The 26,078-nt window shown below is 55.7% G+C and carries 33 protein-coding genes and 1 other RNA gene; 20 read left to right on the forward strand and 14 right to left on the reverse strand.

What is annotated here, in order from left to right; all coding sequences use genetic code 11:
• Nucleotides 1-66 precede the first annotated feature (66 nt).
• The 7 genes from dapF to ACFSAG_RS05760 all read left to right on the forward strand — a co-directional run bounded on the left by dapF (nucleotide 67) and on the right by ACFSAG_RS05760 (nucleotide 5,811).
• A complete protein-coding gene (dapF, locus tag ACFSAG_RS05730; protein WP_381512331.1) occupies nucleotides 67-873 on the forward strand; it encodes a diaminopimelate epimerase in 807 nt (268 codons plus the stop codon).
• Nucleotides 870-2,111 (forward strand): tRNA (N(6)-L-threonylcarbamoyladenosine(37)-C(2))-methylthiotransferase MtaB, encoded by a 1,242-nt coding sequence (mtaB, locus tag ACFSAG_RS05735; RefSeq protein ID WP_381512334.1) that lies wholly within the window; start codon nucleotides 870-872, stop codon nucleotides 2,109-2,111. The genes dapF and mtaB overlap by 4 nt, the downstream gene beginning before the upstream one ends.
• Nucleotides 2,108-3,034, forward strand: a complete 927-nt coding sequence (ftsY, locus tag ACFSAG_RS05740) for a signal recognition particle-docking protein FtsY (RefSeq protein WP_374611290.1) — start codon at nucleotides 2,108-2,110, stop codon at nucleotides 3,032-3,034. The genes mtaB and ftsY overlap by 4 nt, the downstream gene beginning before the upstream one ends.
• Nucleotides 3,031-3,666 carry an inner membrane-spanning protein YciB gene (locus tag ACFSAG_RS05745; RefSeq protein WP_374611292.1) on the forward strand — a complete coding sequence of 212 codons (636 nt, stop codon included), beginning with the start codon at nucleotides 3,031-3,033 and terminating at the stop codon, nucleotides 3,664-3,666. The genes ftsY and ACFSAG_RS05745 overlap by 4 nt, the downstream gene beginning before the upstream one ends.
• Before the next feature lie 97 nt (nucleotides 3,667-3,763).
• Nucleotides 3,764-4,327 (forward strand): urate hydroxylase PuuD, encoded by a 564-nt coding sequence (locus ACFSAG_RS05750; RefSeq protein WP_374611293.1) that lies wholly within the window; start codon nucleotides 3,764-3,766, stop codon nucleotides 4,325-4,327.
• Nucleotides 4,328-4,391: 64 nt separating this feature from the next.
• Nucleotides 4,392-5,066 carry a nitroreductase gene (locus ACFSAG_RS05755; RefSeq protein WP_381512336.1) on the forward strand — a complete coding sequence of 225 codons (675 nt, stop codon included), beginning with the start codon at nucleotides 4,392-4,394 and terminating at the stop codon, nucleotides 5,064-5,066.
• Between the two features lie 115 nt (nucleotides 5,067-5,181).
• A complete protein-coding gene (locus ACFSAG_RS05760; RefSeq protein WP_381512338.1) occupies nucleotides 5,182-5,811 on the forward strand; it encodes a class I SAM-dependent methyltransferase in 630 nt (209 codons plus the stop codon).
• Between the two features lie 4 nt (nucleotides 5,812-5,815).
• Here the strand turns inward: ACFSAG_RS05760 and pspF are convergent, their stop codons facing one another.
• Entirely contained in the window at nucleotides 5,816-6,883 is a 1,068-nt protein-coding gene (gene pspF / locus ACFSAG_RS05765) for a phage shock protein operon transcriptional activator (RefSeq protein WP_381512341.1), read from the reverse strand.
• A 173-nt stretch (nucleotides 6,884-7,056) separates the two neighbouring features.
• On the opposite strand from pspF, the gene ACFSAG_RS05770 reads away from it, so the two are divergent.
• The 10 genes from ACFSAG_RS05770 to ACFSAG_RS05815 all read left to right on the forward strand — a co-directional run bounded on the left by ACFSAG_RS05770 (nucleotide 7,057) and on the right by ACFSAG_RS05815 (nucleotide 10,658).
• A complete protein-coding gene (locus tag ACFSAG_RS05770; protein WP_374611301.1) occupies nucleotides 7,057-7,239 on the forward strand; it encodes a hypothetical protein in 183 nt (60 codons plus the stop codon).
• Nucleotides 7,240-7,363: 124 nt separating this feature from the next.
• A complete protein-coding gene (gene pspA / locus ACFSAG_RS05775; RefSeq protein ID WP_374611303.1) occupies nucleotides 7,364-8,032 on the forward strand; it encodes a phage shock protein PspA in 669 nt (222 codons plus the stop codon).
• Nucleotides 8,033-8,036: 4 nt separating this feature from the next.
• Nucleotides 8,037-8,327 (forward strand): envelope stress response membrane protein PspB, encoded by a 291-nt coding sequence (gene pspB, locus ACFSAG_RS05780; protein ID WP_374611305.1) that lies wholly within the window; start codon nucleotides 8,037-8,039, stop codon nucleotides 8,325-8,327.
• Between the two features lies 1 nt (nucleotide 8,328).
• Nucleotides 8,329-8,712 carry an envelope stress response membrane protein PspC gene (gene pspC / locus ACFSAG_RS05785; RefSeq protein ID WP_374611307.1) on the forward strand — a complete coding sequence of 128 codons (384 nt, stop codon included), beginning with the start codon at nucleotides 8,329-8,331 and terminating at the stop codon, nucleotides 8,710-8,712.
• 25 nt (nucleotides 8,713-8,737) lie between these two features.
• The gene (locus ACFSAG_RS05790; protein ID WP_374611309.1) at nucleotides 8,738-9,028 is read left to right on the forward strand and encodes a hypothetical protein; all 291 of its coding nucleotides are present in this window, start codon (nucleotides 8,738-8,740) and stop codon (nucleotides 9,026-9,028) included.
• Between the two features lie 44 nt (nucleotides 9,029-9,072).
• Complete coding sequence (locus ACFSAG_RS05795) at nucleotides 9,073-9,372, forward strand: hypothetical protein (protein WP_374611734.1); 300 nt, start codon at nucleotides 9,073-9,075, stop codon at nucleotides 9,370-9,372.
• 10 nt (nucleotides 9,373-9,382) lie between these two features.
• Entirely contained in the window at nucleotides 9,383-9,691 is a 309-nt protein-coding gene (locus ACFSAG_RS05800) for a hypothetical protein (RefSeq protein ID WP_374611311.1), read from the forward strand.
• Nucleotides 9,688-9,966 carry a hypothetical protein gene (locus ACFSAG_RS05805; RefSeq protein WP_381512347.1) on the forward strand — a complete coding sequence of 93 codons (279 nt, stop codon included), beginning with the start codon at nucleotides 9,688-9,690 and terminating at the stop codon, nucleotides 9,964-9,966. Before ACFSAG_RS05800 ends, ACFSAG_RS05805 begins: the two co-directional genes overlap by 4 nt.
• A gap of 21 nt (nucleotides 9,967-9,987) precedes the next feature.
• Entirely contained in the window at nucleotides 9,988-10,230 is a 243-nt protein-coding gene (locus ACFSAG_RS05810; RefSeq protein WP_374611316.1) for a hypothetical protein, read from the forward strand.
• A gap of 26 nt (nucleotides 10,231-10,256) precedes the next feature.
• Nucleotides 10,257-10,658 carry a SufE family protein gene (locus ACFSAG_RS05815; protein WP_381512350.1) on the forward strand — a complete coding sequence of 134 codons (402 nt, stop codon included), beginning with the start codon at nucleotides 10,257-10,259 and terminating at the stop codon, nucleotides 10,656-10,658.
• 6 nt (nucleotides 10,659-10,664) lie between these two features.
• On the opposite strand, the gene ACFSAG_RS05820 is transcribed toward ACFSAG_RS05815, so the two are convergent.
• From ACFSAG_RS05820 to ACFSAG_RS05875, 12 genes are all read right to left on the reverse strand, one after another.
• The gene (locus ACFSAG_RS05820) at nucleotides 10,665-11,198 is read right to left on the reverse strand and encodes a J domain-containing protein (RefSeq protein WP_381512353.1); all 534 of its coding nucleotides are present in this window, start codon (nucleotides 11,196-11,198) and stop codon (nucleotides 10,665-10,667) included.
• Nucleotides 11,199-11,250: 52 nt separating this feature from the next.
• A complete protein-coding gene (locus tag ACFSAG_RS05825) occupies nucleotides 11,251-11,880 on the reverse strand; it encodes a Yip1 family protein (RefSeq protein WP_381512355.1) in 630 nt (209 codons plus the stop codon).
• A 77-nt stretch (nucleotides 11,881-11,957) separates the two neighbouring features.
• Nucleotides 11,958-12,233: a hypothetical protein gene (locus tag ACFSAG_RS05830; protein WP_381512357.1), complete on the reverse strand. Its 276-nt coding sequence runs from the start codon at nucleotides 12,231-12,233 to the stop codon at nucleotides 11,958-11,960.
• 102 nt (nucleotides 12,234-12,335) lie between these two features.
• Nucleotides 12,336-12,704, reverse strand: an RNA gene (gene rnpB / locus ACFSAG_RS05835) — RNase P RNA component class A.
• Nucleotides 12,705-12,708: 4 nt separating this feature from the next.
• A complete protein-coding gene (locus ACFSAG_RS05840) occupies nucleotides 12,709-13,398 on the reverse strand; it encodes an N-acetylmuramoyl-L-alanine amidase (RefSeq protein ID WP_381512359.1) in 690 nt (229 codons plus the stop codon).
• 41 nt (nucleotides 13,399-13,439) lie between these two features.
• Complete coding sequence (locus ACFSAG_RS05845) at nucleotides 13,440-14,261, reverse strand: CheR family methyltransferase (RefSeq protein WP_381512362.1); 822 nt, start codon at nucleotides 14,259-14,261, stop codon at nucleotides 13,440-13,442.
• 41 nt (nucleotides 14,262-14,302) lie between these two features.
• Nucleotides 14,303-15,391, reverse strand: coding sequence for a chemotaxis-specific protein-glutamate methyltransferase CheB (gene cheB / locus ACFSAG_RS05850; protein WP_381512365.1), 1,089 nt, complete (start codon nucleotides 15,389-15,391; stop codon nucleotides 14,303-14,305).
• 10 nt (nucleotides 15,392-15,401) lie between these two features.
• Nucleotides 15,402-15,764, reverse strand: coding sequence for a response regulator (locus tag ACFSAG_RS05855; protein WP_381512368.1), 363 nt, complete (start codon nucleotides 15,762-15,764; stop codon nucleotides 15,402-15,404).
• 106 nt (nucleotides 15,765-15,870) lie between these two features.
• The gene (locus ACFSAG_RS05860) at nucleotides 15,871-16,305 is read right to left on the reverse strand and encodes a chemotaxis protein CheW (RefSeq protein WP_374611333.1); all 435 of its coding nucleotides are present in this window, start codon (nucleotides 16,303-16,305) and stop codon (nucleotides 15,871-15,873) included.
• Nucleotides 16,306-18,699 carry a chemotaxis protein CheA gene (locus ACFSAG_RS05865; protein WP_381512371.1) on the reverse strand — a complete coding sequence of 798 codons (2,394 nt, stop codon included), beginning with the start codon at nucleotides 18,697-18,699 and terminating at the stop codon, nucleotides 16,306-16,308.
• Nucleotides 18,700-18,786: 87 nt separating this feature from the next.
• Nucleotides 18,787-19,425 carry a histidine phosphotransferase family protein gene (locus tag ACFSAG_RS05870; protein ID WP_381512374.1) on the reverse strand — a complete coding sequence of 213 codons (639 nt, stop codon included), beginning with the start codon at nucleotides 19,423-19,425 and terminating at the stop codon, nucleotides 18,787-18,789.
• A 61-nt stretch (nucleotides 19,426-19,486) separates the two neighbouring features.
• Nucleotides 19,487-19,891, reverse strand: a complete 405-nt coding sequence (locus ACFSAG_RS05875) for a M67 family metallopeptidase (protein WP_381512377.1) — start codon at nucleotides 19,889-19,891, stop codon at nucleotides 19,487-19,489.
• Between the two features lie 22 nt (nucleotides 19,892-19,913).
• Here ACFSAG_RS05875 and ACFSAG_RS05880 point away from each other — a divergent pair, with 22 nt between their 5' ends.
• From ACFSAG_RS05880 to mtgA, 3 genes are all read left to right on the forward strand, one after another.
• A complete protein-coding gene (locus tag ACFSAG_RS05880) occupies nucleotides 19,914-20,855 on the forward strand; it encodes an RluA family pseudouridine synthase (protein WP_381512380.1) in 942 nt (313 codons plus the stop codon).
• 68 nt (nucleotides 20,856-20,923) lie between these two features.
• The gene (gene rpoH / locus ACFSAG_RS05885) at nucleotides 20,924-21,829 is read left to right on the forward strand and encodes an RNA polymerase sigma factor RpoH (RefSeq protein ID WP_381512383.1); all 906 of its coding nucleotides are present in this window, start codon (nucleotides 20,924-20,926) and stop codon (nucleotides 21,827-21,829) included.
• A 51-nt stretch (nucleotides 21,830-21,880) separates the two neighbouring features.
• Nucleotides 21,881-22,582: a monofunctional biosynthetic peptidoglycan transglycosylase gene (mtgA, locus tag ACFSAG_RS05890; protein ID WP_374611344.1), complete on the forward strand. Its 702-nt coding sequence runs from the start codon at nucleotides 21,881-21,883 to the stop codon at nucleotides 22,580-22,582.
• 52 nt (nucleotides 22,583-22,634) lie between these two features.
• On the opposite strand, the gene ACFSAG_RS05895 is transcribed toward mtgA, so the two are convergent.
• Complete coding sequence (locus ACFSAG_RS05895; protein ID WP_381512386.1) at nucleotides 22,635-25,934, reverse strand: TonB-dependent receptor; 3,300 nt, start codon at nucleotides 25,932-25,934, stop codon at nucleotides 22,635-22,637.
• Nucleotides 25,935-26,078 lie beyond the last annotated feature (144 nt).

Below are 26,078 nucleotides of genomic sequence, written 5' to 3' on the forward strand. Positions count from 1 at the left end.
CTTTCAATTCCCCTGCCCGGCTTTTGCTGGACTTAGGGGCGCCCAATCGCCTAATGCGCAGCCGCTATGGCAGCGCCTTTTCACAAGATGCACGGGCTGGGCAATGATTTCGTTGTCATCGATGCCCGCAACGATCCCGTCGAGATGACTGGGCCGCGCGCGCATGCCATTGCCGACCGCAGGACCGGCATCGGATGTGACCAACTGATCCTGTTGGAGCCTTCGAGCACCGCGGACGTAAAAATGCGCATCTTCAACGCCGATGGTGGTGAGGTCGAAGCTTGTGGAAATGCAACGCGCTGTGTCGCAACCTTGCTGGCCAAACCGGCAGATATCGAGACAGTGGCCGGCATTTTGAAGACGCGCCCGCAGGATAGCAGTGCTTCGGTATTGCTGAACCCGCCCGCGTTCGAATGGGAGCTGATTCCATTGGCGATGCCGATGGACACGCGTGATATGCCTGTAGGATGGGAAACACTGGAACGCCCAATGGCAGTCAATGTTGGCAACCCGCACGCCATTTTCTTCGTTGATGACTGCGACAAAGTCGACCTCGAACGGCTAGGCCCGATCATCGAAACCGATCCGCTGTTCCCTGAAAAGATCAACGTCAATGTTGCCACTATTGTAGATCAACAGACGATAAAGCTGCGCGTTTGGGAGCGCGGCGTCGGGCTGACGCTAGCCTGTGGCACAGGTGCTTGTGCAACCGCTGTCGCCGCGATCCGCAGCGGCAGGGTGCAGTCGCCAGTCAGCGTTAGCTTGCCTGGAGGCGAACTCCGCATCGATTGGAAAGAAGGTGGGCCGATCGAAATGGAAGGCCCCGCTACCCACGTCTTCACAGGCACCGCCGACTGGAGCCAGTTCGGTTGAGCAGTCCAGAAATCATTACCATGGGGTGCAGGCTCAACCTGGCAGAAAGCCATGCGCTTGCAGAGCAATTGGGCGATGTATCCAACCTGGTCATCGTCAATAGCTGCGCCGTAACCAACGAAGCCGTGCGCCAGACCCGTCAGGCGATCCGGCAGGCGCGGAAAAGGCGCCCGGATGCCCGCATCATCGTGACCGGTTGCGCGGCGCAGGTCGAGCCGCAAACATTCGAAGCGATGGCAGAGGCAAATGCCGTTATCGGAAATATGGAAAAGCAATCGCCCGCTCTGTTCGCGCTGGATGGTCCCAAAGTACAGGTGAGCGACATCATGGCGGTGCGGCAAACTGCGCCGCATCTGGCCACCGCATTTTCAGGTAACACCCGCGCCTTTGTCGAAGTCCAGACAGGGTGCGACCATCGCTGTACCTTTTGCATAATCCCCTATGGCCGAGGAAACAGCCGTTCGGTGCCCGCAGGGCAGATTATCGAGCATGTCCAGAAGCTGGTCGATCGCGGAATTTCGGAAATCGTGCTGACTGGAGTGGACGTTACCAGCTATGGCCATGACCTGCCCGGCCAACCCAATCTTGGCCTGCTGGTCGAGCGGATTTTGCGGCATGTGCCTACCCTTCCCCGCTTGCGGCTGTCATCGATCGATGGCGTCGAAATCGATGAACGCCTGTTCGACCTGATCACTGGCGAGGCGCGGTTGATGCCGCACATCCATCTCAGCCTGCAGGCAGGTGACAACCTGATTCTCAAACGAATGAAGCGCCGCCATAGTCGAGAGCAGGCGATCGAAATCGTTGCTCGCATGAAGGCCGCACGCCCTGATATTGCCATTGGAGCCGATATCATCGCCGGCTTTCCAACCGAAGACGAGGCGATGTTCGCCAATAGCCTGGCATTGGTCAACGAGTGCGACATAGTGCACGGACATATCTTCCCTTATTCGCCAAAAGTGGGGACGCCCGCCGCCAAAATGCCGCAAGTGCCTGCGCGCGAAATCAAGGACCGGGCAAAGCGATTGCGCGAGGCTGTTGCCGTGAGGCGGGCGGGCTGGTTGGCATCGCTGATCGGATCGACACAAAAAATTGTTGTCGAGGCTGGCGGTGCATCTGGCCATTCGGAAAATTTCGCCTATGTCGAACTCGACTGCAAGGTGCCCGAAGGTGCCATCGTTTCGGCTGTTATCGAAGGACTTGAAAATGGACGGCTGCAAGGGAAAGTCACTGCATGAGTGAGAAACCCGGCTGGCGCGAAAAGCTGTTTGGCGGTTTCAAGAAAACGTCAAGCAAACTCACCGAAAACCTGACAGGCCTGATAACCAAAGGCAAGCTCGACGCCGAAACCCTCGACGACATCGAAGAGGCGTTGATCGTATCGGATCTTGGGCCGGCAACAGCCGCGCAAATTCGCGGAAAACTGGCCAGCGAGCGATTTGAAAAGGGCATCGATGAAGCGGGCATCCGCCAGATCGTTGAGGACGAACTGGCCGAAATATTGGCCCCCGTTGCGCAACCGCTCGAAATCGATGCCTTTCCGCGCCCGCAGGTTATCCTTGTTATCGGGGTCAATGGCTCCGGTAAAACCACGACCATCGCGAAGCTGGCGCATCTGTTCCTCGAACAGGATTATGGTGTCATGCTTGCTGCTGGCGACACCTTCCGCGCGGCAGCCATCGGGCAATTGAAAATCTGGGCCGATCGCATCGGCGTACCCATCGTCAGTGGGCCAGAGGGCGGTGATGCGGCTGGTGTGGTATTCGATGCGGTCAAAAAGGCAACCGCCGAAGGCATCGACGTGTTGATCGTCGACACCGCGGGCCGCCTGCAGAATAAGCGCGAGCTGATGGATGAACTCGCCAAAATCCGCCGAGTGCTGGGGCGTCTCAATCCGGCGGCACCGCACAATGTGGTGCTGGTGCTCGATGCAACCACCGGCCAGAATGCGCTGAGCCAGATCGAGATATTCAAGGAAGTTGCCGGAGTGAACGGGCTGGTGATGACCAAATTGGATGGCAGCGCGCGTGGGGGCATTTTGGTGGCCGCCGCGAAACAGTTCGGCCTTCCCATCCATGCGATAGGCGTGGGTGAAACGATCGAGGACCTGCGCCCGTTCGACGCGCGCGACCTTGCAAAAGCGATAGCAGGAACAGCATGAGCGAAAATCCGACCAGCACCGCGTCTGAAAAGCCGAAACATGGCCTGCTGAACTTCCTGCTCGATTTCGGGCCGTTGCTCCTCTTTTTCGTCGCATCAAAACTGGGCCACTCCGATGCGGACCCGAAACAGGGCGCTATCATTGGCACTGGCGTGTTCATGGTCGCAATCACGATCGCGGTCATCGTTTCCAAATGGAAGCTCGGCAAGATTTCCCCGATGCTGAAACTCACTGCCGCGCTCGGCGTGTTTTTCGGCGGATTGACTTTGTGGTTCCATGACGAACGCTTCATCCAGATCAAACCGACGCTGATTTACGCCTTTTTTGGACTGCTGCTGATCGGCGGATGGATGCGCGGCAAGGCACTGCTCAAATATGTGCTTGAGGCAGCCTATGACGGCCTCGACCAAGTGGGCTGGCTCAAGCTCTCACTGAATTGGGGCCTGTTTTTCGCGGCCCTGGCACTGGCCAATGAAGCAATGCGCGCATTTCTGAGCTTCGATCTTTGGCTCACGCTCAAAGTATGGGGCGTCACAATCGTCACATTCCTGTTCGCAATGGCGAACATTCCCATGCTACTGAAACATGGTTTGAAACTCGGCGACGAACCGGCCACTCCGCCGCAGGGATAATCCCGTAGCAAACAATCCCACCCTTCCCCTTGTAACACAGGCAATGCTTGGCTAGGCTTTCGCCATTCGGGTTAACCAAGCCAAAAGGGGAAGAATTATGGCTAAGTTTTTCGGTAACTTGCACGCGGTGCTTGGGGTAGGCTTTGTTGCCGCTCTTGCGTTGATCTTCATGGTTCCGGCCAATGGCGATCTGGAACAACAGACCATCCGCTGGCTGCACACTTTCTTTGGCATCCTCTGGATCGGCCTGCTCTATTACTTCAACTTCGTGCAGATCCCGACCATGCCCAAGGTTCCGGCGGAGCTGAAGCCCGGCGTGTCAAAGCATATTGCGCCTGCCGCACTGTTCTTCTTCCGTTGGGGTGCTGCGCTGACGGTTCTTTTCGGCCTGATCATCGCATTGCGCGCGGGCTATCTGGTAGACGCGCTTACGCTAAACGAGAACTTCCGTCTTATCGGCATTGGAATGTGGCTCGCCCTCATCATGGCTTTCAACGTCTGGTTCGTGATCTGGCCGGCACAGCAAAAGGCACTCGGCATGGTTGAGGCCGATGACGCGACCAAGGCCGCAGCAGCCACCCGCGCCATGATTTTCTCGCGCACGAATACGCTGCTGTCGCTGCCGATGCTTTATGCAATGATTGCTTTCAACGGCGGCTAAACGCAAAGACAGAATAGAGAAAAAGGCGGCCTCAGAGCCGCCTTTTTTAACGGGGAGAGATGTTGTGAATTATGATGAAGTAATTTTCGGCCGTCGGAGCATACGCGGTTATAAACCCGATCCGGTTCCGAGGGAGTTGATCGAAGAGATCCTGACGCTCGCGATGCGCGCGCCTTCCTCGATGAATACCCAGCCATGGAATTTCTATGTCATCACGGGGGAGCCGCTAGATCGTATTCGCCGCGGGAATACCGAACGCATGCTTGCCGGGGTTCCGCAATCGCGCGAATTCCGCACCGGCTCGGCTTTCGAAGGCAAGCATCGCGAGCGCCAGGTTGAGGTCGCCAAACAACTGTTCGGCGCGATGGGCATTGCACGCGATGATGCCGAAAAGCGGCAGGATTGGGTATTGCGCGGATTCCGCCAGTTCGATGCCCCTGTTTGCGTCATCATCACCTATGACAAGGTATTGGATGGCAGCGACGATACCCCATTCGATTGCGGTGCAGTCGCGACAGCCTTGGTCAACGCCGCTTGGTCGCGCGGGCTTGGGACCGTGATAAACAGCCAGGGCATCATGCAATCCCCGGTTGTCCGCGAACATGCCGGCATTGCCGACGACCAAGTCATCATGAAGAGCATCGCGTTGGGATGGCCCGATATGGATTTCCCGTCCAATTCGGTCGTACCTCCGCGCAAATCGGTCGCCGAAGCGGCTACATTTGTGGGGTTTGATTGACCGAATGGAGAGCAATGCCGACTATGACCAGATAGGCATTGATTACGCTAACTTGCGACGCCCTGATCCGCGGATTGGGGCGTACATACATGCCGCGTTGGGGGACTTCCGGTCCGTGCTGAATGTCGGCGCCGGTACAGGTAGTTATGAGCCGCAAGATCGCGAGGTTGTTGCTGTCGAACCATCTGCCGAAATGATTGCTCAACGCGAGCCGGGGGCAGCGCCCGCCATTCAAGGCACTGCGGACAAATTACCATATCCTGACAAGCACTTCGACGCTTCAATGGCAGTCCTGACCATCCACCATTGGCCTGACAAGGCCGCAGGGCTGGTCGAAATGCGGCGGGTGACGCGTGGCCCCATCGTGCTGTTGACGTTCGATCCTTCGTATCGCGGATGCTGGCTGACAGACTATCTTCCGCAGCTTGTAGAACTCGACCAAGGACAGATGCCGCAAATGGCAGACTATTCGCGCTGGATGGGGCCGGTCTCGATCACGCCTGTACTGGTGCCACATGACTGCAGCGATGGTTTCCTTTACGCCTATTGGCAGCGGCCAAAGGCATATCTTGATCCGGTCATCCGCAAGGGCATGTCGTCTTTCTGGAAGATTGACGGCGCGAACGTAGCATTACAGCAGCTGGAGGCTGATCTGACCAATGGCACGTGGGAACGGCGTTATGGCCACCTCATGGAAATTGATGCACTCGACGTGGGCTATCGGTTGGTAGTCGCTAAAAATTAGGGTCTTATCCCAGCAAATCATGCTTCTTGAGGCTATGGCGTAACTGGTCGTAGGTCAGGTTCAGCGCCTTTGCGGTCTGGCGCTGGTTATACCGGTTCTGCGCCAGTGCCTGCTCAAGCAACGCCTTTTCAAAGGCTTCAGTCGTCGCTCTGAAATCACCCACCTTGATCGCGGCTTCATTCAATGCGGTGAAGTCTGTCGAATGGCGTGTGGCCCCGTCACCATTGGCTTGGCCATTGGCCAAGCCTCCGCCGCTTTCATCGTCGCGTGATGCCGACAACGGCATGGCCTTTGGAATCCACGGGCTCTCGAACGGGTCAAACTGTACATAATCGACCGGCTGACCGGGATCATTCCAGCGATAGACTGCGCGCTCGACGACATTGCGCAACTCGCGCACATTGCCGGGCCAACTGTAATTTTCCATCGCACGGCGCGCGACAGGACCAAATCCGGGCCAGCCATCCCAGCCCAGTTCAGTTGCCATGCGCCTGCCGAAATATTCGGAAAGCACCTCAATATCGCCTTCGCGCACGCGAAGCGGCGGCAGAGTGACCACCTCGAAACTCAGGCGATCAAGCAGGTCGGCGCGGAATTTGCCGCGATCGACCATGTCTGGCAGGCTTTCATTGGTCGCGCCGACAATTCGCACATCGACCCGGACGGGTTTTGAAGAGCCGATGCGCGTGACTTCACCATATTCGACCGCGCGCAGCAGGCGTTCTTGCGCGCCCATGCTCAATGTGCCGAGTTCGTCGAGGAACAGGGTTCCACCATGCGCTTCCTCAAAACGTCCTTCACGCGCACGTGTAGCGCCGGTGAAGGCGCCCGCTTCATGTCCGAAAAGCTCCGCCTCGATCAGTGTTTCAGGCAAAGCGGCGCAGTTCATCGTAACCAGCGGGCCATCCCACCGTGAACTGAGTCGGTGAAGGCGTTCGGCGATCAGTTCCTTGCCGGTTCCTCGCTCACCAATTACCAATACCGGGCGGTTCAATTGCGCAGCTCGGCTCGCCCGCTCGACAGCATCGAGGAAGGCTGAAGATTGCCCAATGAATTGAACCCCTCGTTCCATTCCGCACTATTGGCATATTTCACCATCATTTGGCAACATTTACCTAGGCTCAAAGCGATAATCTCGCCGATATCGTGACGAAAACCGCAGAAAACGGCCATTTCCTGAAATTGGCACGCCTCCTGCTATATGTTTGGCAAGCCACACAAAGGCCGAAACCAAGAGGGAAGAAAATGCAAAAGCTACACCAGACCGAAACCCAGCAGCCGACAGGAACAATCGTCGGCGCGTCGATCTCGATGCTGCTTCTTATCGCATTCGGGCTTTCGTCCTTTGTCATTCAGCAGAAAGATGCCAGCCACCATGCAGCAGAACAGTCCTACCGGCCTGTCGGCGTTAGTGCCTATCTTGCCTGACCCCACACGCCGTCGACCGGGGCGCGAAAGCTCACCCCCAGCTCCCCTAACCGAGCTTGCCCCGGTCCCCCCTTTTAGAGCAGAGTATAAATCGATCGATCGTTTCAATTTCCGGAGTTACCCAATGGGCATTTTTTCCAGGACACGCGATATCATCGCCGCCAACGTCACCGACCTGCTCGACAGGTCGGAAGACCCGGCGAAGCTGATCCGCATGATCATCATGGAGATGGAAGAAACACTAGTAGAGGTTCGCGCCTCTGCCGCGCGCACCATCGCCGACAAGAAAGAGCTGCAGCGCCATATCGCGAAGCTTGACCATCTCCAGGCCGACTGGACGGACAAGGCCCAGCTCGCACTTTCAAAGGATCGTGAAGATCTGGCCAAGGCTGCGTTGGTCGAACGCAAGAAAGCAGTCGACATGGCAGACCAGCTTCGTTCCGAAGTCGCCGTGCTTGACGATGCCCTCAAGGCATCAGAGGCAGACATTCACAAGCTGCAGAAAAAGCTGATCGACGCCCGCGCCCGCCAGAACGCGTTGATGACACGGCTCGAAAGCGCCGAAAACCAAGTCAAGCTGCGCACCATGTATAATGGTGACAAGGTCCGCGATGCATTCAGCCGGTTCGACGATCTCGAACGCCGGGTCGATGAAGCGCAGGGTTATGCAGATGCCCTCGCCATCGGCGCCGACGGACCCAAGACACTGGGTGAAGAAATCGACGCGCTCAATGCGATCGACGAAGTCGATGCCGAACTCGAAGCCATGAAAAAAGCTATGAAGAAGGGCTGACCAGATGGAAGATATCCTCGTACCAATTTTTGTCGTCGGAATGCTCTTCATCGGGCTTCCCTGGCTGATCATGCACTATGTCACCAAGTGGAAAACTGCCGCGACGCTGACCAACGACGACGAACGCATGCTCGGAGACATGCACGAGCTGGCCCGCCGGCTTGAAGAACGGCTCGACACGGTGGAACGCCTTGTCGCTGCTGACAATCCTGACTGGCATCCTCGCCGCCTTGACCATGAGAGCGAAGAATATGCCCAGCTCGACAATATTCGCCGACTAGAGAGGAAGAACTGAGATGTCCGGCATGCACACCAAATTCTATCTCGATAAGCAAAACGGGAAATGGAAAGGCGTCTGCGCAGGGATTGCGGACTATACAGGGGTCAATGTCCTATGGGTTCGATTGGGCGCAGTGATGCTGACCCTGATGGGCGGCTTCCCCTGGACACTGATTGCCTACTGGATCACCGCCTGGATGGCCGATAACAAGCCGATCCACCTGTATTCAGCAGACAAGGAAGAGCAGAAATTCTGGCAGGGTGTACGCCAGTCCCCTGCCCGTACCACCCGCGACATCCGTTCACGCTTCCGCGAAATCGACCGTCGCCTTGCTGACATGGAAACCTTTTACGTCAGCAACAACAAGCAGCTGGCCGACGAAATCGAAAGCCTGCGCTGATTAGGATATTAGAGGGAGACCGACGATGAACTGGGGAGGACCGACCTTTGTCATCGCAATCATCGCCATTTGTTATGGCGGATGGATTTTGAACAATTGGATACGCGCTCGGCATGGCTACCCACTCGAAGACGAGTGGGGCGGCAAGACAGACCAGAAGCTGCCGGATGCAGAGCGCAAGATCGGATTGCTGACCAACGAAAATGAAGCCCTGCAGGGCAAAGTCAGCCGTCTGGAAGAACGGGTCGCAGTTTTGGAACGCATCGTCACCGACAAGTCGCACAGACTGTCGGAAGAAATAGAACAACTCCGATAAGATTAGTGGAGGAAATCATGGATCCAACTCTTGGCGAAACGCTCATGCGACTGTCTCTGCCAATCACTTTGATTGTTGTGGTCGGGACTGCCGGCTGGGTGATTACCACATGGCTGCGCATCAAAAATGGCTATCCGCTTGATGGCGCCTGGGGGCAGCAAGTTTACCCCAAAAACGACCAGGAAGCCCTCGAGCGCGTCCGCCTTCTCAGCCAGGAAAATGCGCAACTGCGCGCCGAGTTGGGTTCCATCAAGGATCGTCTCGCCAGTGTCGAGAAGATCGTCGTTGACGATACCCATCGCCTGACTTCCGAAATTGAAGCCCTGCGCGGCCCAACGAACTGAGGACCGGAAAATGAGCCCAGACACCATATTCGCATTGATTCCGATACTCGGAATCAGTTGCGGCCTGCTGGCAATTTTTGCCGGTGCCATTTTCCGGCCATGGCTCAAGATGAAAGAGCGCCAGATGGAGCTCGATGCACAGAATATTGCCGAAAAAGCGGCCCAATATGCCGCTGACAAGGGGCGTCTGGAAGATCGCGTGGCAGTGCTTGAACGCATCGTTACCGACCAGGGCTATAGCCTGGCCAAGGAAATCGAAGCCTTGCGCACGACACCTCTGAATTTGGAACCATCGCATGAAAAGGAAGTAATCAAATGATCGGAGACCCTTTTACGATGGTGGTTGCGATCATTGCCATCATCACGATCGGCAAGATCATCCAAAGCAAGCAGCAAGGCAAATATGGTATCGTCGAAGATAAGGACATGCTGGGCAACAAGACCCAACGCCTGATCGGCAATGCAGATACGCAGGCGCTGCAAAACGAAATCACCGAACTCAAAGAACGCATCAAGGTGCTTGAGCGCATCGCAACCGATAACAGCAGCGCGCTGGACGTCAGCCGTGAAATCGAAGCCTTGCGCGATCGCTAATCATCGAAGGAAGGAAGGACCATGCCACAGGACCCCAGCTTCTACCTGACCATCAGCATCCTGGCGTTGGCCACCGTTGGCATCATTGCTGCTGCCAGCCTGCGCGGATGGCGCGATTGGATCGAATTGAAGCGAATGGAAATGGAAAGCCAGCACCGCCCCAACCATGATGGAGCGCCGTCCGCAGTTTCGCGCATCGAAGTCGCCGACCTCAAGGAGCGCGTCAAAAAGCTAGAAGCCATTGCCGCAGGCATTGATATCTGAACGCCAAGGCCATAAGCGCAGCAACCATGACTGCGCTGGCCGAAATCTACGAAGAATATGAATTTCTCGATGGCGATGATCGCTATCGCCTGCTGATCGATCTCGGCAAGGCGCTGCCCCCGATGCCCGATGCCTTGAAGACCGATGCCACGCTGGTGCGCGGTTGCTCGGCGAGTGTCTGGGTTTACCCGGTAAATGAAAACGGCCAGCTAAGCTTTCTTGCGGATAGCAACGCCGCAATCACCAAGGGCATCATCGCGCTGGTCCTGAAAGCAGTCGAAGGCAAGTCGGCTGAGGAAATCGGCACGGCCGACATCGAAGCTGCGCTTGAGCCGTTCGATCTCAAGAACCAGCTCAGTTCGAACCGGACGCAGGGCATTCCGAACATGATTGCGCTGATCCGAGAAACGGCTGCGCGCATCGCCTGAACGCTGTCAGCCTTTCCAGGCGCGACGTTCTTCTGCGGCTCGCAATACATCGAATGCCGCCTGCCCTGCCTGAAATGCCTTTGCAGCGTCGGCATCGTTGGGCCGCACATCCGGATGGGTTTCCTTCGCAATTTTGCGCCAGGCCTTTTTGACCTCATCAAAATCGGCGTCAGGATCGAGGCCGAGTAGTTCGAGCGCGCGCATTTCATCGCGGCTGCGGCTGCCATCACCGGGGCCGACCCAGCCATAATGCGCCGATTCCCGGTAACCGCTCGAATCGCGCTTCTCGTCGGCTTCGCGCTTCGCGGCTTCCTCGGCAGTCAGGCCGGCAAAGTAATCCCACCCCTTATTATATTCGGCCGCATGTTCCTCGCAGAACATCCATCGTTCCGGACTATTGGGGGATTTGGGCGCAGGGCAATTGCCCTGCCGGTCACACCCCACCCGATCGCACAGGCGGACGGCCTGCGTTTCGCGCTTGGAACCATATCCACGCCAACGGGGGAATCCCCAGTCATTGCTTCTAGAAGATCGGGCCATGTCGCCGCTGTAGCGATGGCATGGCCCGGATGCTAGGTTGAAATCTGCAAAATCAGATGCTGGTTGCGCCCGCCATCATGGCACCGCCGAACAGCGAGGTAATCAACATTGCGCCAATAAACATCGTCAGGATCATAGAAAGCACGATGTAGATCAGGATGATGACGACTGTCAGGCCAGCGACCTTTTCAGCGGGCACCTCCATCACTGGCCGAATTCCGGTATAAATCAGGTAGACGACATAGGCGATTGCAGCGAGCGATACCAACCCACCGACGGGTCCAAGAAATGGCGCGATCAGCCCTCCTATCCATGAAGGCGTCGAGGCATAGGCCATCAATTTGGTCGCGCTCACCATGTCCGATTTGCCATTGAAACTGGGTGAGACGGCGTTGACGATGAAGCTCATCAACCACAGCATAACTAGCCCGAGGACCATACCGACAGCTGCCATGCCTGCGGCAATTCCGACGCCGACAGAGGCGATACCCAAGGGCGCCAGTGATCCTGCACCGATACCCAAAAGCCCCATTGCAATTACCGAACCGACAACCGGCATCACGGATAATGGTACAGCATATCCAGTGAAAAGCCCGCCGACGGTGGCTGACTCCTTAGCGATAACATCCCATTCAGACTTGGGATTGAGAAGGATGTTCTTTGCTCGATCAACTAAAGACATTTGCTTTCCCCTCCGCAGAAGTTACCCTCTGCACAGAGAAAACCATAAATATGCCAATAAGTAAATGAAAAGAAGGGTTAAGCGATGATGGGGGTTTCGCGCCTATTGGTGGCCATAATCGGCTTGCTTTCGATAACAGCGCTCAACCAGCACTGGTTTGATGTTGCGTCTTTGGAAGCGGCGCGTGGCATCAAGGCGATTGGCGCGATCGGTGCCGCCAATATCAGAGCGGATATCGGGGGCTTGTTCCTTGCAATCGGCATATTTGCATTGGTAGCCGCTTGGAAACGCAGCCCTACCTGGTTGTTGGCGACCTGGTTGCTGCCAGCGCTGGCGCTGCTGGGCCGCTTCATCAGCCTCGCCATCGATGGGATCGGCCCAAAAGTTATCGAGCCCATGGTGGTAGAAGCCATCATTCTCGTCCTGTTGGGCGGCATCTATCTGTACTGGAAAAAGGCGCCAGAGGGCCTGTAAGCCGGGTTCTGTCCACCCCTGACGGGGATAGGCGACCATTCCTCTAGCCCGACACTTGCGTGCAGGGTCAAGCAACCAACCCGGGCGACTGGCAGGAGGATGCCATGTGCCGCCCCTATTCGATTTTGCTCCCGGTGGGGTTTGCCATGCCGCTGACGTTGCCGTCCGCGCGGTGCGCTCTTGCCGCACCCTTTCGCCCTTACCCGGCCAAAGCCATGGCGGTATGCTTTCTGTGGCACTTTCCCTTGGGTTACCCCAGCCGGATGTTATCCGGCACCGTTCCTCGCTGGAGCCCGGACTTTCCTCCCGCACCTCGCAAGCGAAATGCCGACGGTCGCCCGGCCCTCTGGCGCGTCAGCCGATAGCAGGTCCGCCTTCATGTTCCAATAGAAGGCTCCACAATATTGCACGGCATTGCCCATCAATGATGCCATCGACCCTTTCGGGACGGAAACGACGCTGGAACGCAACCACAGCCTTGGGCCCGTCAGCGATCCCATATCCATAGCGTTCCAATGCCAAAAGAAACGCCGCATCACCCCAACCGGGATCGACCAAATTCTTCGTCGGACGGGGAATGGCGAGGCCAACCTTTGCAAGCCTCTCCCAGTCGAAAAGCTCACCCGGATCTTCCTTGCGCGCGGGCGCGACATCGCTGTGCCCGACTACATTACGCGCTGGAATTGCATAGGTTCTGGTAATTTCGGCTACCAAGGGAACCAGTGCTGCCATTTGCTCTTCCGGAAATGGGCGATAGCCCCATTCGTGCCCGGGATTGACAATCTCGATGCCGATGCTTGCGCTGTTGCAGTCGGTCACGCCGCGCCAATAGGATACTCCGGCATGCTGCGCGCGGTGTTCCTCACGCACCATATGGATAATCTGCCCATCTTCTTCGACGACATAATGCGCCGAGACCTTGGATGCAGGATTGGCCAGCCATTCGACTGCCTCCGGACCGCTTTTCATTCCGGTATAATGCAGGACGAGCATGGTGATGGGCAAAGTGCGCTCACCGAAATTCGGGGACGGATACCAGATCATATGCCCGTCATAAGCGCCACACAAACGGATGCAAGGGCCGCTTACACCGCAATCCTCTTATGCGCTAAAGGCACAGAGCCCGCATTCTTGGAATGAATGTAGAAGCAGCGGAACTCCTTAGATGCAGAAAACTTATCCGTCTGCCCAATCACCGTTTCAGCCGCGCCGAGCATCAGAACGCCTTCCGATGCCAATGCCGATGTCAGCTTATCCAGCACTTCTCGCCTTTTGCCTTCGCACAGATACATCAGCATGTTCCGGCAGAGGATGATGTCAAACTGCCCAAGATGGCGGGCGCTATCGAGCTGGTTATGCTGGGCGAAGGTCACCATTTTGCGAACTTCTGGTTTGGCCAGCCAATCGCCGTCGACTTGGTCGAAATATTTGAGCATCAGCATTACTGGCAAGCCGCGTTGGATCTCAAACTGGGAATATTGGCCCTTTCGTGCCTTACCCAGTGCCATGGTCGAGATGTCGGAAGCCAAGATCTGGATGTTCCAGCCACGCCATTTCTCGGCATTTTCAAGGAAAGACATCGCAAGCGAATAAGGCTCTTGCCCAGTCGAGCAAGCGGCAGACCAGATACGTAACCTTTTGCTGTTGCTTCGTGCATCTCGCAGCGAATCCATGACCGGCCCGGTCAGAAGCGCAAAATTAGCCTGGTCTCGAAAGAAGCATGTTTCGTTGTTTACCATGGATTCCACGCATTCTTTCAAAAGTCCGGGCTCGCCGTCGCCGTCAAGAATGGATGCGAGCATTTCGATATTGGGTATCGAATGTTTCCGCATCAGTGGCTTGAGTGCCATCTCCACGCGCCAGTGCCTATTGGCGAGCAACTGCTGACCGGTTTCGCGCGCAAGCAATTCGGATAGTTTCTGGATTGCGCGCGTCGGCACCGAGACTGTCACGACGTAACCGCCCGGGCCAAAAGCCGGCTGATATGCGACGGCGACATGACGGCAGTCGCCAAACCAGCTTTGGCAACGGCGCCCGGCATTCCCCAAACAACCGAACTGTCGGCGTCTTGCACAATGATGCGCGCGCCTTGACGGAACAATTGCTGCGCTCCGGTCGCGCCATCATTGCCCATGCCGCTCAGGACCAGGGCCAACGCTGTATCACCATAAACTTCGGCAACAGATTCAAACAGCGCATCGACCGAGGGACTGTACCGACTGCCGGCATAATGTTCGAGATGTTGTATTTTCCGCCGCGTGCCTCCGCGCGCACAGGTGAGATGCGCATTGCCCGGAGAGACGTATATCGTCCGCTCCATAATCTCTTCGCCTGCCTTGGGTACGCAAACGCGTCGGTTTGTTTGCGCAGACAATTGGCGAGCAAAAAATTCCATGAATGCTTCGGGCAAATGCTGCGCAATGAAAATGGGACAGTCGAGCGCATCTGGCAAGTTTCGAACAATTTCGTAGATGATCGGAATGCCGCCAGTCGATGCCCCTATTGCAATGCATTCGGGCGCAGGAATGTCCCCGTTAGGTTCATACGACGCGCAGTCGCCCTCGTCCCGTAAACTGCGTGCAGAAACCTTGCGGATGGAACTGCCCAACCTGACGACTTTGTCGACGAGCATGTCCGGGAAACGCCCGGCAAATCCAAAACGCCCCGGCTTTGCGAGCGTATCACATGCACCCAGTTCGAGCGCGCGAATAGCGGCCGGGCCATTCTCCTCGGCAAAGGAGGATACAACGAGCACACGAGCACCATTGCCTGCCTCCAAGATCTCTGGAAGTGCATCGAGGCCCGAACGTTCGGGCATTTCGATATCGAGCAGGATGATATCAACCCGAAGGCGGCTCAGTTGTTGCAAGGCTTCGGCGCTATTGGCTGCTTCACCTGCAATTTCGATCTCGTCATTTTCGCCGAGCATGCGCGAAAAAATAGACCGCACGACGTTGCTGTCGTCGACAAGCAGAACCTTTATCGGACGCTCAAAAGCACTCGTAGGTGCACTCAATTGTGGGAGCGAAGCACGCATGGCTGTCGCTTCAGATGCAACCAACCAGTTGCAGCTTTGTCTCAAGCGTTTCGCGGTCGAACGGCTTCATCACATATTCGTCCGCACCGGCATCGATTGCCGCCTGAATATGCGCGATACCATTTTCGGTGGTGCAGAAAATAACCTTGGCCGCGGAATTTTGCGATGCGCGATAGGCGCGAAGGAAATCCATTCCGCTCATGATCGGCATATTCCAATCGAGCAGGATTACGTCCGGTTCACGCGCCGCGCATTGATTGAGTGCCTCGTTGCCGTCCGACGCCTCATCGACCTCGAACTGCAGTGTTTCCAGGATGTGGCGGGCCACTTTCCGGATAACCTTGCTGTCATCGACGATAAGGCAGGTCTTCATGACATTTCACTCCTTGATCCATTGCGGTCGAGGATAATGATTGCCTCTTATTGTCCGGTTAACGCGAAAGTCGGTTAGATAAAAAAGTTGGGCTAGCTTGTTTCGCTCAAGCCGCAGCGCGCTGGTCAGTCGAAACCAGTTTCTCGGGATCGAGAATCATCACCAAATGATCTTCAATTTCGGCCAATCTGCTACACAGGCCTGACCATTTCGGATTGAGGCGCGTTGCGGCAAGGACCGCATCATCAGATACAGAAACAACGTCGCGCACGCGATCAACCATCAGCCCAAAACTGTGCCCATTGATCGAGGCGATTACCGCAGGACAACCTCTCTCAAATGGCTTTTGCGTGCCGCTGATCCGATACTGGCAATCGATCAGCGTCAATACCCGGCTACGCATAGAGAAGAGACCAGCGATGACCGGATCGGCGCGCGGGACGTTCACCACCTCGTTCACCCTAACGACCGATTCAATGTGGTCACAACATATGGCGACAGGCGTTGCGGCAATTTCCGCAATCAGGAACAGCTTTTCCATTTACCGCGCTCCTGCAATTTTGGATTCGATCGCAGACAGAAGGCCCAACCGGTCATATCGATAGATTGATCCGCGCTCTTCGTCCTTCACCTGAAGACTGTCTCGAAGCGCAACCACGCGTCCGTCGCCTACTGTTTTTTGAGTATTGGCACCATTGGCTAGCACAACCGCAGCGCGCGATTGGTCGGTGGGATCGAAGCTGACCTCATAGCCTGAAGCTGAAAGCAGGGGAGCCAATATGTTTTGGGCCCAGCCATCGTCGCATGACGCATCGACAAAGCATAACGGCCTTTGCGAGATACCTATAGGATTTTCGCCGGGACGGGCTTCAAAGAAGCTGTAGCTGTTGAGGACTTCAACCGGCTTTCCATCGACATGCACAATGCCCTCATAAACTTCGGGCAGCAACGATGGAGCAATTTCGCGGTCGAGAGCAAAAATATCGATAACATCAGCAACAGCTAGAAAAACGCTCGTGCTTCCGTCCGACAAGCGAAGCATCTTAACGGTAGCTCCAGCATCGGGAAGCGTCTTAAGCCCCTTGGCATCATAAAGCACCTGCTCCACCGATACACACAAGCGACCACCGACTTGGTGGAAGGCACTGCCGTCGACATCTTCGATGCGGTCAACCACTGCGAGGCGGATGGCCTGCACGGTTCCATCCAGTGTCTGGAATAGCAGGCCGGAGTCGGCATCCTGCTTGTTCTGCTCGGCATCGGTAACCTGGTTGCGATTTGCCATTTCGAACAGGTCCTGCTCAACACCGATCTCAGCCGCCAAGCCGCTGGCATCGAGAAGCAGCATCGGCTTTCCATTGTCGGGGAGCGATGTGCCGGCATAAAGCCCTGTTGCCATGATGAGCGGCGCGCCCGGTTTGACCACAAGCTCTTCATTATCGACCACCGCTTCGACGTCGAGCGCAAAGGTTGCGCCAACTGCCGGTTTGATAATCACCAGCGAACGTGCCGACTGGCTGCCTTCCATTTCGGCAACACCAAGGATCGTTTCCAGTTTGGCGTAGGCCAGCCTTTCCCCGCGCACTTTGGCAACCGGCATCCCGCCTATCTCTTCAATTTCTACCGAACGATTCGAAACCGAAACAATCTCGACAACCGCCGATCGTGAAATGCCGTAAATCTGCCCGCCGGCGCGCAAAGACAGCCCGGCGATAATCGAAAGCGTCAAAGGCAGACGCAGCGTGATTTTAAGCCCTTGGCCTTCGTAGTTTTCCAGATCGATTGAACCGCCGATTGCATGCATGTTGGTACGCACAACATCCATGCCCACGCCGCGGCCGGAAATGGACGTGACAGCCTCTGCAGTGGACAAACCTGGCGCGAAAATCGTCTCCAATTTGGCGCGTTCGGGCATATTCTGCCATTGTGAGCTGGTTAGCAATTTGCGAGCAATTGCTCTTTGGCCAAGCTTCTCGACATCGATACCGCGACCGTCGTCGCTGATTTCAATCAGGATCTGGTTACCTGATTGACGGGCGACAACGCGGATATGCCCCACCGGATCCTTGCCGACGGAGCGACGCTGTTCGGGATCTTCGATACCGTGATCGGCGGCATTGCGTAAAATGTGCGTTAGCGGATCACGCAACGCCTCGACCATTTCGCGGTCGACCTCCACCTCACTACCCTCGACCGTCAGTTCGATCTGCTTGCCTAGTTCGATACAGATATCGCGCAGCAATCTCGGCAGTGTAGAGAACAACCGATCAATATGTTGCATCCGCATCATGCCAATGGCATCGCGCATTTCTGCGACCGTCGATGACAATCGACCAAAGGCTTGATCAATTTCATTGTCCGATCCGACCCGGCGCAACTGGCGCGATACCTCATTGCGTGCCAGCACCAGATCAGAAATCCCGTTCATCAGCTTGTCGAGCAAGGTCAGCGAAACGCGCACCGTTCGGGTCTTTGATGCGCTTGCTGCCTCGTCGATGGCTTCGCCCGGCTCATCCTGATGCAATTGACGGATCGCCGCCGCTGGTATCGCAGGAGTACCTTTGTCCGGAAGGAAGGCGAGCATCGCATCGATGAGAGTGGCATCATTATCGAATACCGGCTCCCCGCTCTCCAACGCTTCGGTAAGCTCAGAAATGCGATCAATTACAGCAAGTACGGGGGTGACCATGTCAGACGAAACGACAATCTGTTCGTCGCGGGCATGGCTCAGCAATTCTTCAGCCGCATGGCTAAGCCGCAGCAATCTCGGCAGATCCAGGAAGCCGCAGCTTCCCTTAACGGTATGAACGAAACGGAAGGCGCTATCGATCAAGCTCTTGTCGCTTGGATCCTTCTCCCATTGGACAAGCTGACCCGCCAGAATTTCCAGCGTCTCCCGTGTTTCCGCGATAAACTCTTCGCGCAGATCATCCATCCAAAGCGCCCTGCCATAAAAGTAGAGCGGCTTTATGGAATATCTTGGTTAAAAAGGGCTTTACACCCTGCCCCGCGAGGCCTTGTGTCAGCGGACGATCGCGCCGATTACTATCTGGGTTTCGTCAGGCGCCGCAATTTGGACCAAACCGCCATTGCTGGCGCACAGACCCCGCACCATCCACGCCGCGGCAGTTCGGGAATCGATCTGGCTTTCGGTTAGTGCCCCGGTAAGGGCATCGCGTACAGATTGGTCCATAATGATGCGAGGACCGGTGGCGCGAATAACGATTTCTTGCTCGTTTTCGCGACCTTCGGCTCCGACGTGGAGTTCGCCACCGCGCACCAGCGCATCTTTCGCAATCAGGACCAAGTTGAGCAGCACTTTGACCGCTTTTTTGGGCATCAAGCCAGCGGGCACACCCCAATGGAGCGCAGTGCGACCGTCTCCGGTTACCAATGGTTCGATAACCGCTTTGGCTTCCATTGGATCGACTTCGGAACCGAAACCCCCTGCGGCCCCAAAAGCCAAACGAAAAAATTTGAGTTTGTCCGCCGCCGATTTGGCGCTCTCCGCTAAAAGATCCATGCACCGTTTGCGCATTTCTGGATCATGTTCGTCCGCCAACAGCTCAAGACCATTATTCATTGCGCCCACAGGGCTCAACAAATCGTGGCAAAGGCGCGAACACAGCAAAGCAGCAAGATCGAGTTCCGTGTCGGACATGGTCAGACAATACCTCTTTTGGTCATGACGTCAGCCGCAATGGACCCTGTAAGGCAACGATTCAACCCTCGATAATCGCAACGGGTTCAAAAGCTTCAATTTTGCCGTCGCCATCAGGGCGCGGGAGCCATGCTTTGACCTCACCACAACCAATGATCAGCCAAAACCGTCCATCGTTCGCCGCTGATGCGATATCCGTATCCGACGGAACTGGCTCGACAGGGTCAGGATGCGAATGAAAATAGCCGACGATTTGCGGGCCGCCGCTGCGACTAGCCTTGTTCGCAGCGAGCAACGCTTTGGGGTCTATTTCAAAATGGCGAGTTCGGCTCTCTGCAACATTCTGCGTCAGCACGGCCTGCTCAACGAAATTCCCTTGACCCAAAAGCAAGCCACAAACTTCCTCTGTTCCGGCTTTTGACGCCCAATCCAGCAATTCCACCTTGATGCAACTTGATAAAATCACAGCCATTTCCCACATCTAGGATATGGAGGGGCTAGAAACTACCCATAGCGGCATATTGGGCCCGGGACGATTGGACCGTGCGCTGGCGGAAGCCATTCCCAGCCTTTCGCGTGCGCGCATCCAAGCCTTGGTGGACGACAACGCACTGTTGGTCGCTGGCCGCCCCGTGACAGACGCATCGAGCAAGAAGTTCGAGGGCCAGCCTTTCACATTAACCGTCCCTGCCCCGCTGCCTGATAAAGCGCAGGCTCAGGAGATAGACCTCGACATTGTATTTGAGGATGAACACCTGATTGTGGTCAATAAACCCGCAGGTTTGGTGGTCCATCCGGCTGCCGGCCATAGCGATGGCACACTTGTCAACGCCTTGCTCCATCATTGCAGAGGGAAGCTTTCGGGGATAGGCGGCGTTCAACGCCCGGGAATCGTTCATCGCATCGATCGCGATACATCGGGACTGCTGGTTGTTGCCAAGACCGACAAGGCTCATGAAGGGCTCGCCCGGTTGTTTGCAGCGCACGACATCGAACGGCGCTATCTCGCAGTTGTCGCCGGCCATCCGACCCCGCCCGCCGGTACAATCCGGACCCAGATCGGTCGTTCGACCACAAACCGCAAGAAAATGGCGGTACTACCCGAAGGCAGGGGAAAGCATGCGGTAACCCATTATCGCACGATCGAACAGTTCAAGGACGCGGCACTGGTGGAATGCCGGTTGGAAACAGGCAGGACGCACCAGGTGCGCGTCCATATGGCGCATATCGGCAATCCATTAATAGGCGATTCCACTTATAATAATCGACGAAAAGCATTTAAATTTGGACCAAATCAGTCCTATTTTGAAAGGCAAGCCTTGCACGCCGTGTCGCTGGGGTTTATTCACCCTGTTACCGGTGAAAAGCTGGGTTTCGAAAGCAAGATGCCTGAGGATATTCAGCTTCTGCTAACGTCGCTTCGAGTATGAGTTTCACCGTAACCGTCTGACAAAGGGGTGCTTGATGAGGCCCCGATGCAGGCAAGAAAGAGGAAGAAATGTCAGAGACGAAAAATGTTCCGGCAACAATCCCTGCCCTTGGGGGGGACGCCAGCCTCAACCGCTACCTTGCGGAAATCAAGAAATTCCCTGTTCTGACGCCAGAGCAGGAATATATGCTCGCCAAGCGTTACCAACAGCATGAAGACCCTGCCGCTGCTGCGCAGCTGGTTTCATCGCACCTGCGCCTCGTGGCGAAGATTGCGATGGGCTATCGCGGCTATGGCTTGCCCGTTTCGGAACTGATTTCCGAGGGCAATGTCGGCCTGATGCAGGGCGTGAAGAAATTCGATCCCGATCGCGGTTTCCGCCTCGCCACCTATGCAATGTGGTGGATCAAGGCTTCGATGCAGGAATTCATCCTGCGCAGCTGGAGCCTGGTCAAGATCGGAACCACCGCCGCGCAGAAGAAGCTGTTTTTCAACCTCCGCCGCATGAAAAATAACATGCAGGCCTTCGAAGATGGTGATTTGCGGCCCGAAGACGTCGCGAAAATCTCGACTGACCTCGGCGTTTCGGAAAGCGAAGTCATCGAAATGAACCGTCGCATGGCGATGGGCGGCGATACCTCGCTGAACGTTTCCATGCGCGAGGATGGCGATGGCCAATGGCAGGATTGGCTGGTCGACAGCGAACCCTTGCAGGATGAGCGCGTAGCCGAAGCTCAGGAAACCGACGTTCGCCACCATCTGCTGATGGAAGCGATGGACAGCCTCAACGAGCGCGAAAAGCATATCCTGACCGAGCGTCGCCTGATCGACGAGCCCAAAACGCTCGAAGAGTTGAGTCAGGAATATAATGTGAGTCGAGAACGCGTGCGCCAGATCGAGGTGCGTGCTTTCGAAAAGCTACAAAAGGCGATGTTGCGCATTGCCAATGACAAACGGCTGCTCGCTGCCATTTGAGGCAAAAGTAAAAATGGATGACGCGGCTACGGGCGCGCGCTAGCTAAGGCCATGGCCCAAGCAAAGCGTTCGCCCGTCGCCCGTTTCTCCGCCTTCCTTTTTCGTTGCCTGCTCTGGTACCTTGCAATCACCTTTGCACTGGTGCTGTTGTACCGCTTCGTTCCAGTGCCAACGACGCTGACCATGTTGTTCGACAGCAATGGATCTGAACGCGACTGGGAGCCGCTTTCCAACATATCACCCAATCTGGTGCGCGCCGTCATCGCTGCAGAAGACGGCAAATTCTGCCAGCATAATGGCTTTGATACCGAAGCGATTGAAAAAGCCATACAGCGCAACCAGCAGGGCGGCCGCATCCGCGGCGGCTCCACCATCAGTCAGCAGACCGCGAAGAATGTGTTCCTGTGGCAAGGCAGCGGCTGGACTCGCTATGTCCGCAAAGTGCCGGAAGCGTATTTCACCTTTCTGATCGAAACCTTTTGGGGAAAGCGGCGCATCATGGAGGTGTATCTGAACGTCGCGGAGACTGGAATCGGCACTTATGGCGCGGAATCCGGAGCACAACGCTATTTCAAGAAAAGCGCCTCGAAACTCTCGCGAATGGAGGCCGCGCGCATGGCAGCCGCCCTGCCCTTACCCAAAAAGCGCGCCGTGAATGGCGCCAGCGGCTTCACCCGCCGTTATGGCAACCGGATCGCTTCGCGCATCAATATCGTAAAGCGCGACGGGCTGGATAGCTGCATCTACCAATGAAAAAGGCGCGGAGATATTCCCCGCGCCCCTTAATAGTTTAGATCTGCCGGGTTTAGAAGCTAACCTTCACACCTACGCGAATTCCATATAATGACTGGCGCGTAACCAGGTTCACATTGGGATTGCGGACACCCGAATAGCGATACTGCGCGCACAGCTGTGTAGGTACCGTGTTTACTACGCCAGCTCCCGGAGTGGTACCGGTGGGAGTAGCAGCAGAAAGACACTGCACCGTCGCGATACCTGCCGTGTAGCTGAAGGGAACCTGGCGCAGCGCACCCCAGTCGCTGTCAATCAGATTCAACACGTTTTCAATGTCAGCAAACAGCTTGATCTTCGCACCATCGAACAGCGGCACTGGCAGCTCCTGGCTGACATTCAAGTCAACCTTGAAGAAGTCAGGCGAAGTTTGACTGTTCTTTGGCAAAATGCTGCCACGGAACTTGTCTAAGCCAAACTGAGCTACCAGCGCGTTGAAATTGGTTTCATCAGTTGTGGTAGCAAAGGACACTCGGCTGTCGCCAACAGTCGGGATATACACCAGCGGGTTACCGCTGGTTCCGACTGTCCCGAATACAGGAGAACGACCGCTGCCAGCATCGATCAAGGTCAAACTATACGGGCGACCCGAACGATACTCACCAAACAGGTTGAAGCGCGTTTCGTTATCGCCGAAGAGCTCCGTCTTGAAACCGACGTTGAACTTCCACTGATCCTTGATCTCATAGATTGAGCGGCCATAAGCAGCGCCATTGGAGTTGACCATGGCATTGTTGCCATACAACGAACTAGCGGTCGCAGACGTGATAGCGTTCACGTCCTTGACGTCCGATCGGGTATAACTGCCGCCGATATTCAAGCCGAAATCCCAAGACTTTTCGAAACGGATCACGCCTATATAAGAACGACCACGCGTATCGTTGGTCATGATCAAGTCCTGGTTGGTACCAGTTTGTCCTGGCATTATGTTGTAGCGAACTCGGCCGTCGGGCAAAGTACCGATTGCAACCGAACGGATGTCGGTGAACGAATAGGCTTGCATAACATTGCCATAAAGGAAGTTCGCTCCGAACAGCCAGCCGTCACCTAACGGACCAAGATCTGCATCATAGTCGAGCGAGAGCGTTGCTCTCAGCTGACGCGCAAGCTTAAGGTTCGGATCAATCGCATTCACCGGAGCTGCAGCAAGCGCTGCGGTATTTGTGGTCAGATAGTTGGTAACACTCGAATCAAAGCTCCCCAGATCGACATTGACCAAAGCGTCACTGCAAATCTGGGCAGCATTCACAACCGTTCCGGGCACATCGCACCCATTCGCGCTGGTATTGCGCAGAATGGTGATTTGATTGGTCAGTTGACCCGTGTTGGAGAAGCTGTTCGAGAGAAACACGTTAGGCGAGCCACCAGCGAAAACACCCACGCCGCCACGAACGATCAAACGGTCGGTCGCCTTCCAATCGAAGCCAAAGCGTGGCTGCAGCACGCCTTTACCTGCGAAGGTTTCGCGATTGGAGAAACCATGACGGGCCACGAAGTTAGCGTTGAGCGGAGGACGATCGTCGCTACCCATGAGGTCATATCGTGCGCCGAGCGTCAGGGTGAGATCATCCGTAACCTGCCAATCATCTTGCACACCGAAGGTGTAAGTTTGCGAGGCAAAATTAGCGGCGCCATCGTCTGGATTGAGGCTCGGCACCGCATTTTGAAGCGTCAGCGTGCTTGCGCGGCGATTCTGGAAATCTTGCACCGAGTCAAAATAGTAGACACCGAGACTGTTCGACACGAACAGGTTGAAAGTGTTAAGATCGGTGTAGCCAGCCAGGAACTTAATCGAGTGGTCGCCGGCATCCAGCATTGCCTTGAATTCCACACCGAGATTTTCAGTGTTTAACTCATTTGCATGACGGAACTGGTCGGGTCCAAAGAAAATGCGCGGCACACCTGTGGAACATGAGGTCAAGCTGCCGGCATTTACTGCATCTGCGCAAACCGAAATCTGGCCGATAGTCTTTTCACCAAAAGGTATTTGGCCACGATTATAATCGGTGTAGCGAACACGCAATTCGGTTGAGAGCCTGTCTGACCACGACGAGTTCAACTGAAATACGCCACTGTTAACTTCTTCAGTCAACTGGTAGCCAGTTGAAAACAAGCCAATCGTCGGCGAAGTTGTACTGGTTGAGGTATTACGCTGAAAGCTATTGTTGCCGACGCTGCGGATGTAAGTCAGTGATGCGCGGTGATCGTCGGTGACGTTCCAGTCAAGTTTGACCGCTAGTTTTTCGTCGGTTTCATCAGCGTTGCGAATTACACCTAGGGTGTCATATCCGTAAACAGAGTCCGCGATCGAACTTACCTGATCGATTTGCGCCTGGGTTAAACCCGGGATCGGAGCAGCAAAGCCCTGCCCAGCGGGTCCGCTATCAAACGGGATTGATTCCTCAGTACGCTCGTAAGCAGTCATGAAGAAAAGCTTGTCTTTAATGATCGGACCCGAGAGGATGCCGCCATACTGCTTGGACTCAAGAGTCAAGTTGACGCCAACGCCTTTGGTCTTATCGCCTGTCAAGCTGTCGTCGGTGTAAGTGAAGAAACCACCACCGCGGAACCTGTTGCCGCCTGAGCGGAGAACAACGTTGATGGCGCCACCCTGGAAGTTACCTTCGGTGATGTCAAACGGAGCGACCTTAACCGAAAATTGTTCGATCGCTTCAAGTGGGACTGGGCCGCGGTTGGTAGGCAGGCCACCATTATTAAGGCCAAAGTCGTCACCGAATGCAACACCGTCAACCGAAAAGCGGTTCAAGCGGCCATTCTGACCTGCGATTTCAATTGTACGGCTATTTGTGAGATCGATAGTTGCGAAGGGGTCACGACGCGCCAAATCCCGGACGTCGCGGTTAATCGAAGCTACGCCCTCAATTTCTTCACGTCCCAGAGTCGTAATTGGGCCAGTGGAGGTTTCCTGCGCTCCACGAATCGCTGACGCCGTAACGACGATTTCTTGTGCCGCTTCCAGCGTCACCGGGAGTCGAAAAGGAGTGCCTGCCTGCAGATACAGGTCAGTAACCTGTGCGGTTTGGTAACCACTGGCATCGACGGTCACGGTGAAAGGCCCGCCAACGCGGAGGCCTTGCGTGGAAAACGATCCATCAGAAGCTGTGGAAGTGGTAGAAGTTGTACCTGATGGTTCGTGAACTACGGTAACCGTTGCCCCTGCAACCGGGCCAGATGTAGATTCCACACTGCCTCGAACAGACGAAGTTGTTTCCTGCGCATAAGTCGGCGTCGCCGTCATGGTCGCAATGGAGAGCGCGGCTACGCCTGCCGCCAGGTAATAACGGATTTGCATCTTGAACCCCTATATTTGTGCAGGGGCTGTGCCCCCATATGCCGCCGTTAGCTCGAATCTGTCGATTCGGTAAAGCTCGGGCTGGCGCTTCGGTGCTCGAAACATGTGTCAACAGTATGACAATTGCTGCTTTGCAGCATCAAG

It is taken from the genome of Sphingorhabdus buctiana, from assembly GCF_042680825.1.
GTDB lineage: Bacteria > Pseudomonadota > Alphaproteobacteria > Sphingomonadales > Sphingomonadaceae > Sphingorhabdus_B > Sphingorhabdus_B buctiana.

Bases quoted from the DNA above. Each gene is read 5' to 3' on its own strand.
- dapF (WP_381512331.1), top strand. From the start codon at position 67: ATGGCAGCGCCTTTTCACAAGATGCACGGGCTGGGCAATGATTTCGTT.
- ftsY (WP_374611290.1), top strand. From the start codon at position 2,108: ATGAGTGAGAAACCCGGCTGGCGCGAAAAGCTGTTTGGCGGTTTCAAG.
- ACFSAG_RS05745 (WP_374611292.1), top strand. From the start codon at position 3,031: ATGAGCGAAAATCCGACCAGCACCGCGTCTGAAAAGCCGAAACATGGC.
- ACFSAG_RS05750 (WP_374611293.1), top strand. From the start codon at position 3,764: ATGGCTAAGTTTTTCGGTAACTTGCACGCGGTGCTTGGGGTAGGCTTT.
- pspF (WP_381512341.1), bottom strand. From the start codon at position 6,883: ATGGAACGAGGGGTTCAATTCATTGGGCAATCTTCAGCCTTCCTCGAT.
- ACFSAG_RS05770 (WP_374611301.1), top strand. From the start codon at position 7,057: ATGCAAAAGCTACACCAGACCGAAACCCAGCAGCCGACAGGAACAATC.
- pspA (WP_374611303.1), top strand. From the start codon at position 7,364: ATGGGCATTTTTTCCAGGACACGCGATATCATCGCCGCCAACGTCACC.
- pspB (WP_374611305.1), top strand. From the start codon at position 8,037: ATGGAAGATATCCTCGTACCAATTTTTGTCGTCGGAATGCTCTTCATC.
- pspC (WP_374611307.1), top strand. From the start codon at position 8,329: ATGTCCGGCATGCACACCAAATTCTATCTCGATAAGCAAAACGGGAAA.
- ACFSAG_RS05790 (WP_374611309.1), top strand. From the start codon at position 8,738: ATGAACTGGGGAGGACCGACCTTTGTCATCGCAATCATCGCCATTTGT.
- ACFSAG_RS05795 (WP_374611734.1), top strand. From the start codon at position 9,073: ATGCGACTGTCTCTGCCAATCACTTTGATTGTTGTGGTCGGGACTGCC.
- ACFSAG_RS05800 (WP_374611311.1), top strand. From the start codon at position 9,383: ATGAGCCCAGACACCATATTCGCATTGATTCCGATACTCGGAATCAGT.
- ACFSAG_RS05805 (WP_381512347.1), top strand. From the start codon at position 9,688: ATGATCGGAGACCCTTTTACGATGGTGGTTGCGATCATTGCCATCATC.
- ACFSAG_RS05810 (WP_374611316.1), top strand. From the start codon at position 9,988: ATGCCACAGGACCCCAGCTTCTACCTGACCATCAGCATCCTGGCGTTG.
- ACFSAG_RS05815 (WP_381512350.1), top strand. From the start codon at position 10,257: ATGACTGCGCTGGCCGAAATCTACGAAGAATATGAATTTCTCGATGGC.
- ACFSAG_RS05820 (WP_381512353.1), bottom strand. From the start codon at position 11,198: ATGGCCCGATCTTCTAGAAGCAATGACTGGGGATTCCCCCGTTGGCGT.
- ACFSAG_RS05825 (WP_381512355.1), bottom strand. From the start codon at position 11,880: ATGTCTTTAGTTGATCGAGCAAAGAACATCCTTCTCAATCCCAAGTCT.
- ACFSAG_RS05830 (WP_381512357.1), bottom strand. From the start codon at position 12,233: ATGAAGCGGCCCAGCAGCGCCAGCGCTGGCAGCAACCAGGTCGCCAAC.
- ACFSAG_RS05840 (WP_381512359.1), bottom strand. From the start codon at position 13,398: ATGATCTGGTATCCGTCCCCGAATTTCGGTGAGCGCACTTTGCCCATC.
- cheB (WP_381512365.1), bottom strand. From the start codon at position 15,391: ATGCGTGCTTCGCTCCCACAATTGAGTGCACCTACGAGTGCTTTTGAG.
- ACFSAG_RS05855 (WP_381512368.1), bottom strand. From the start codon at position 15,764: ATGAAGACCTGCCTTATCGTCGATGACAGCAAGGTTATCCGGAAAGTG.
- ACFSAG_RS05860 (WP_374611333.1), bottom strand. From the start codon at position 16,305: ATGGAAAAGCTGTTCCTGATTGCGGAAATTGCCGCAACGCCTGTCGCC.
- ACFSAG_RS05865 (WP_381512371.1), bottom strand. From the start codon at position 18,699: ATGGATGATCTGCGCGAAGAGTTTATCGCGGAAACACGGGAGACGCTG.
- ACFSAG_RS05870 (WP_381512374.1), bottom strand. From the start codon at position 19,425: ATGTCCGACACGGAACTCGATCTTGCTGCTTTGCTGTGTTCGCGCCTT.
- ACFSAG_RS05880 (WP_381512380.1), top strand. From the start codon at position 19,914: ATGGAGGGGCTAGAAACTACCCATAGCGGCATATTGGGCCCGGGACGA.
- rpoH (WP_381512383.1), top strand. From the start codon at position 20,924: ATGTCAGAGACGAAAAATGTTCCGGCAACAATCCCTGCCCTTGGGGGG.
- mtgA (WP_374611344.1), top strand. From the start codon at position 21,881: ATGGCCCAAGCAAAGCGTTCGCCCGTCGCCCGTTTCTCCGCCTTCCTT.
- ACFSAG_RS05895 (WP_381512386.1), bottom strand. From the start codon at position 25,934: ATGCAAATCCGTTATTACCTGGCGGCAGGCGTAGCCGCGCTCTCCATT.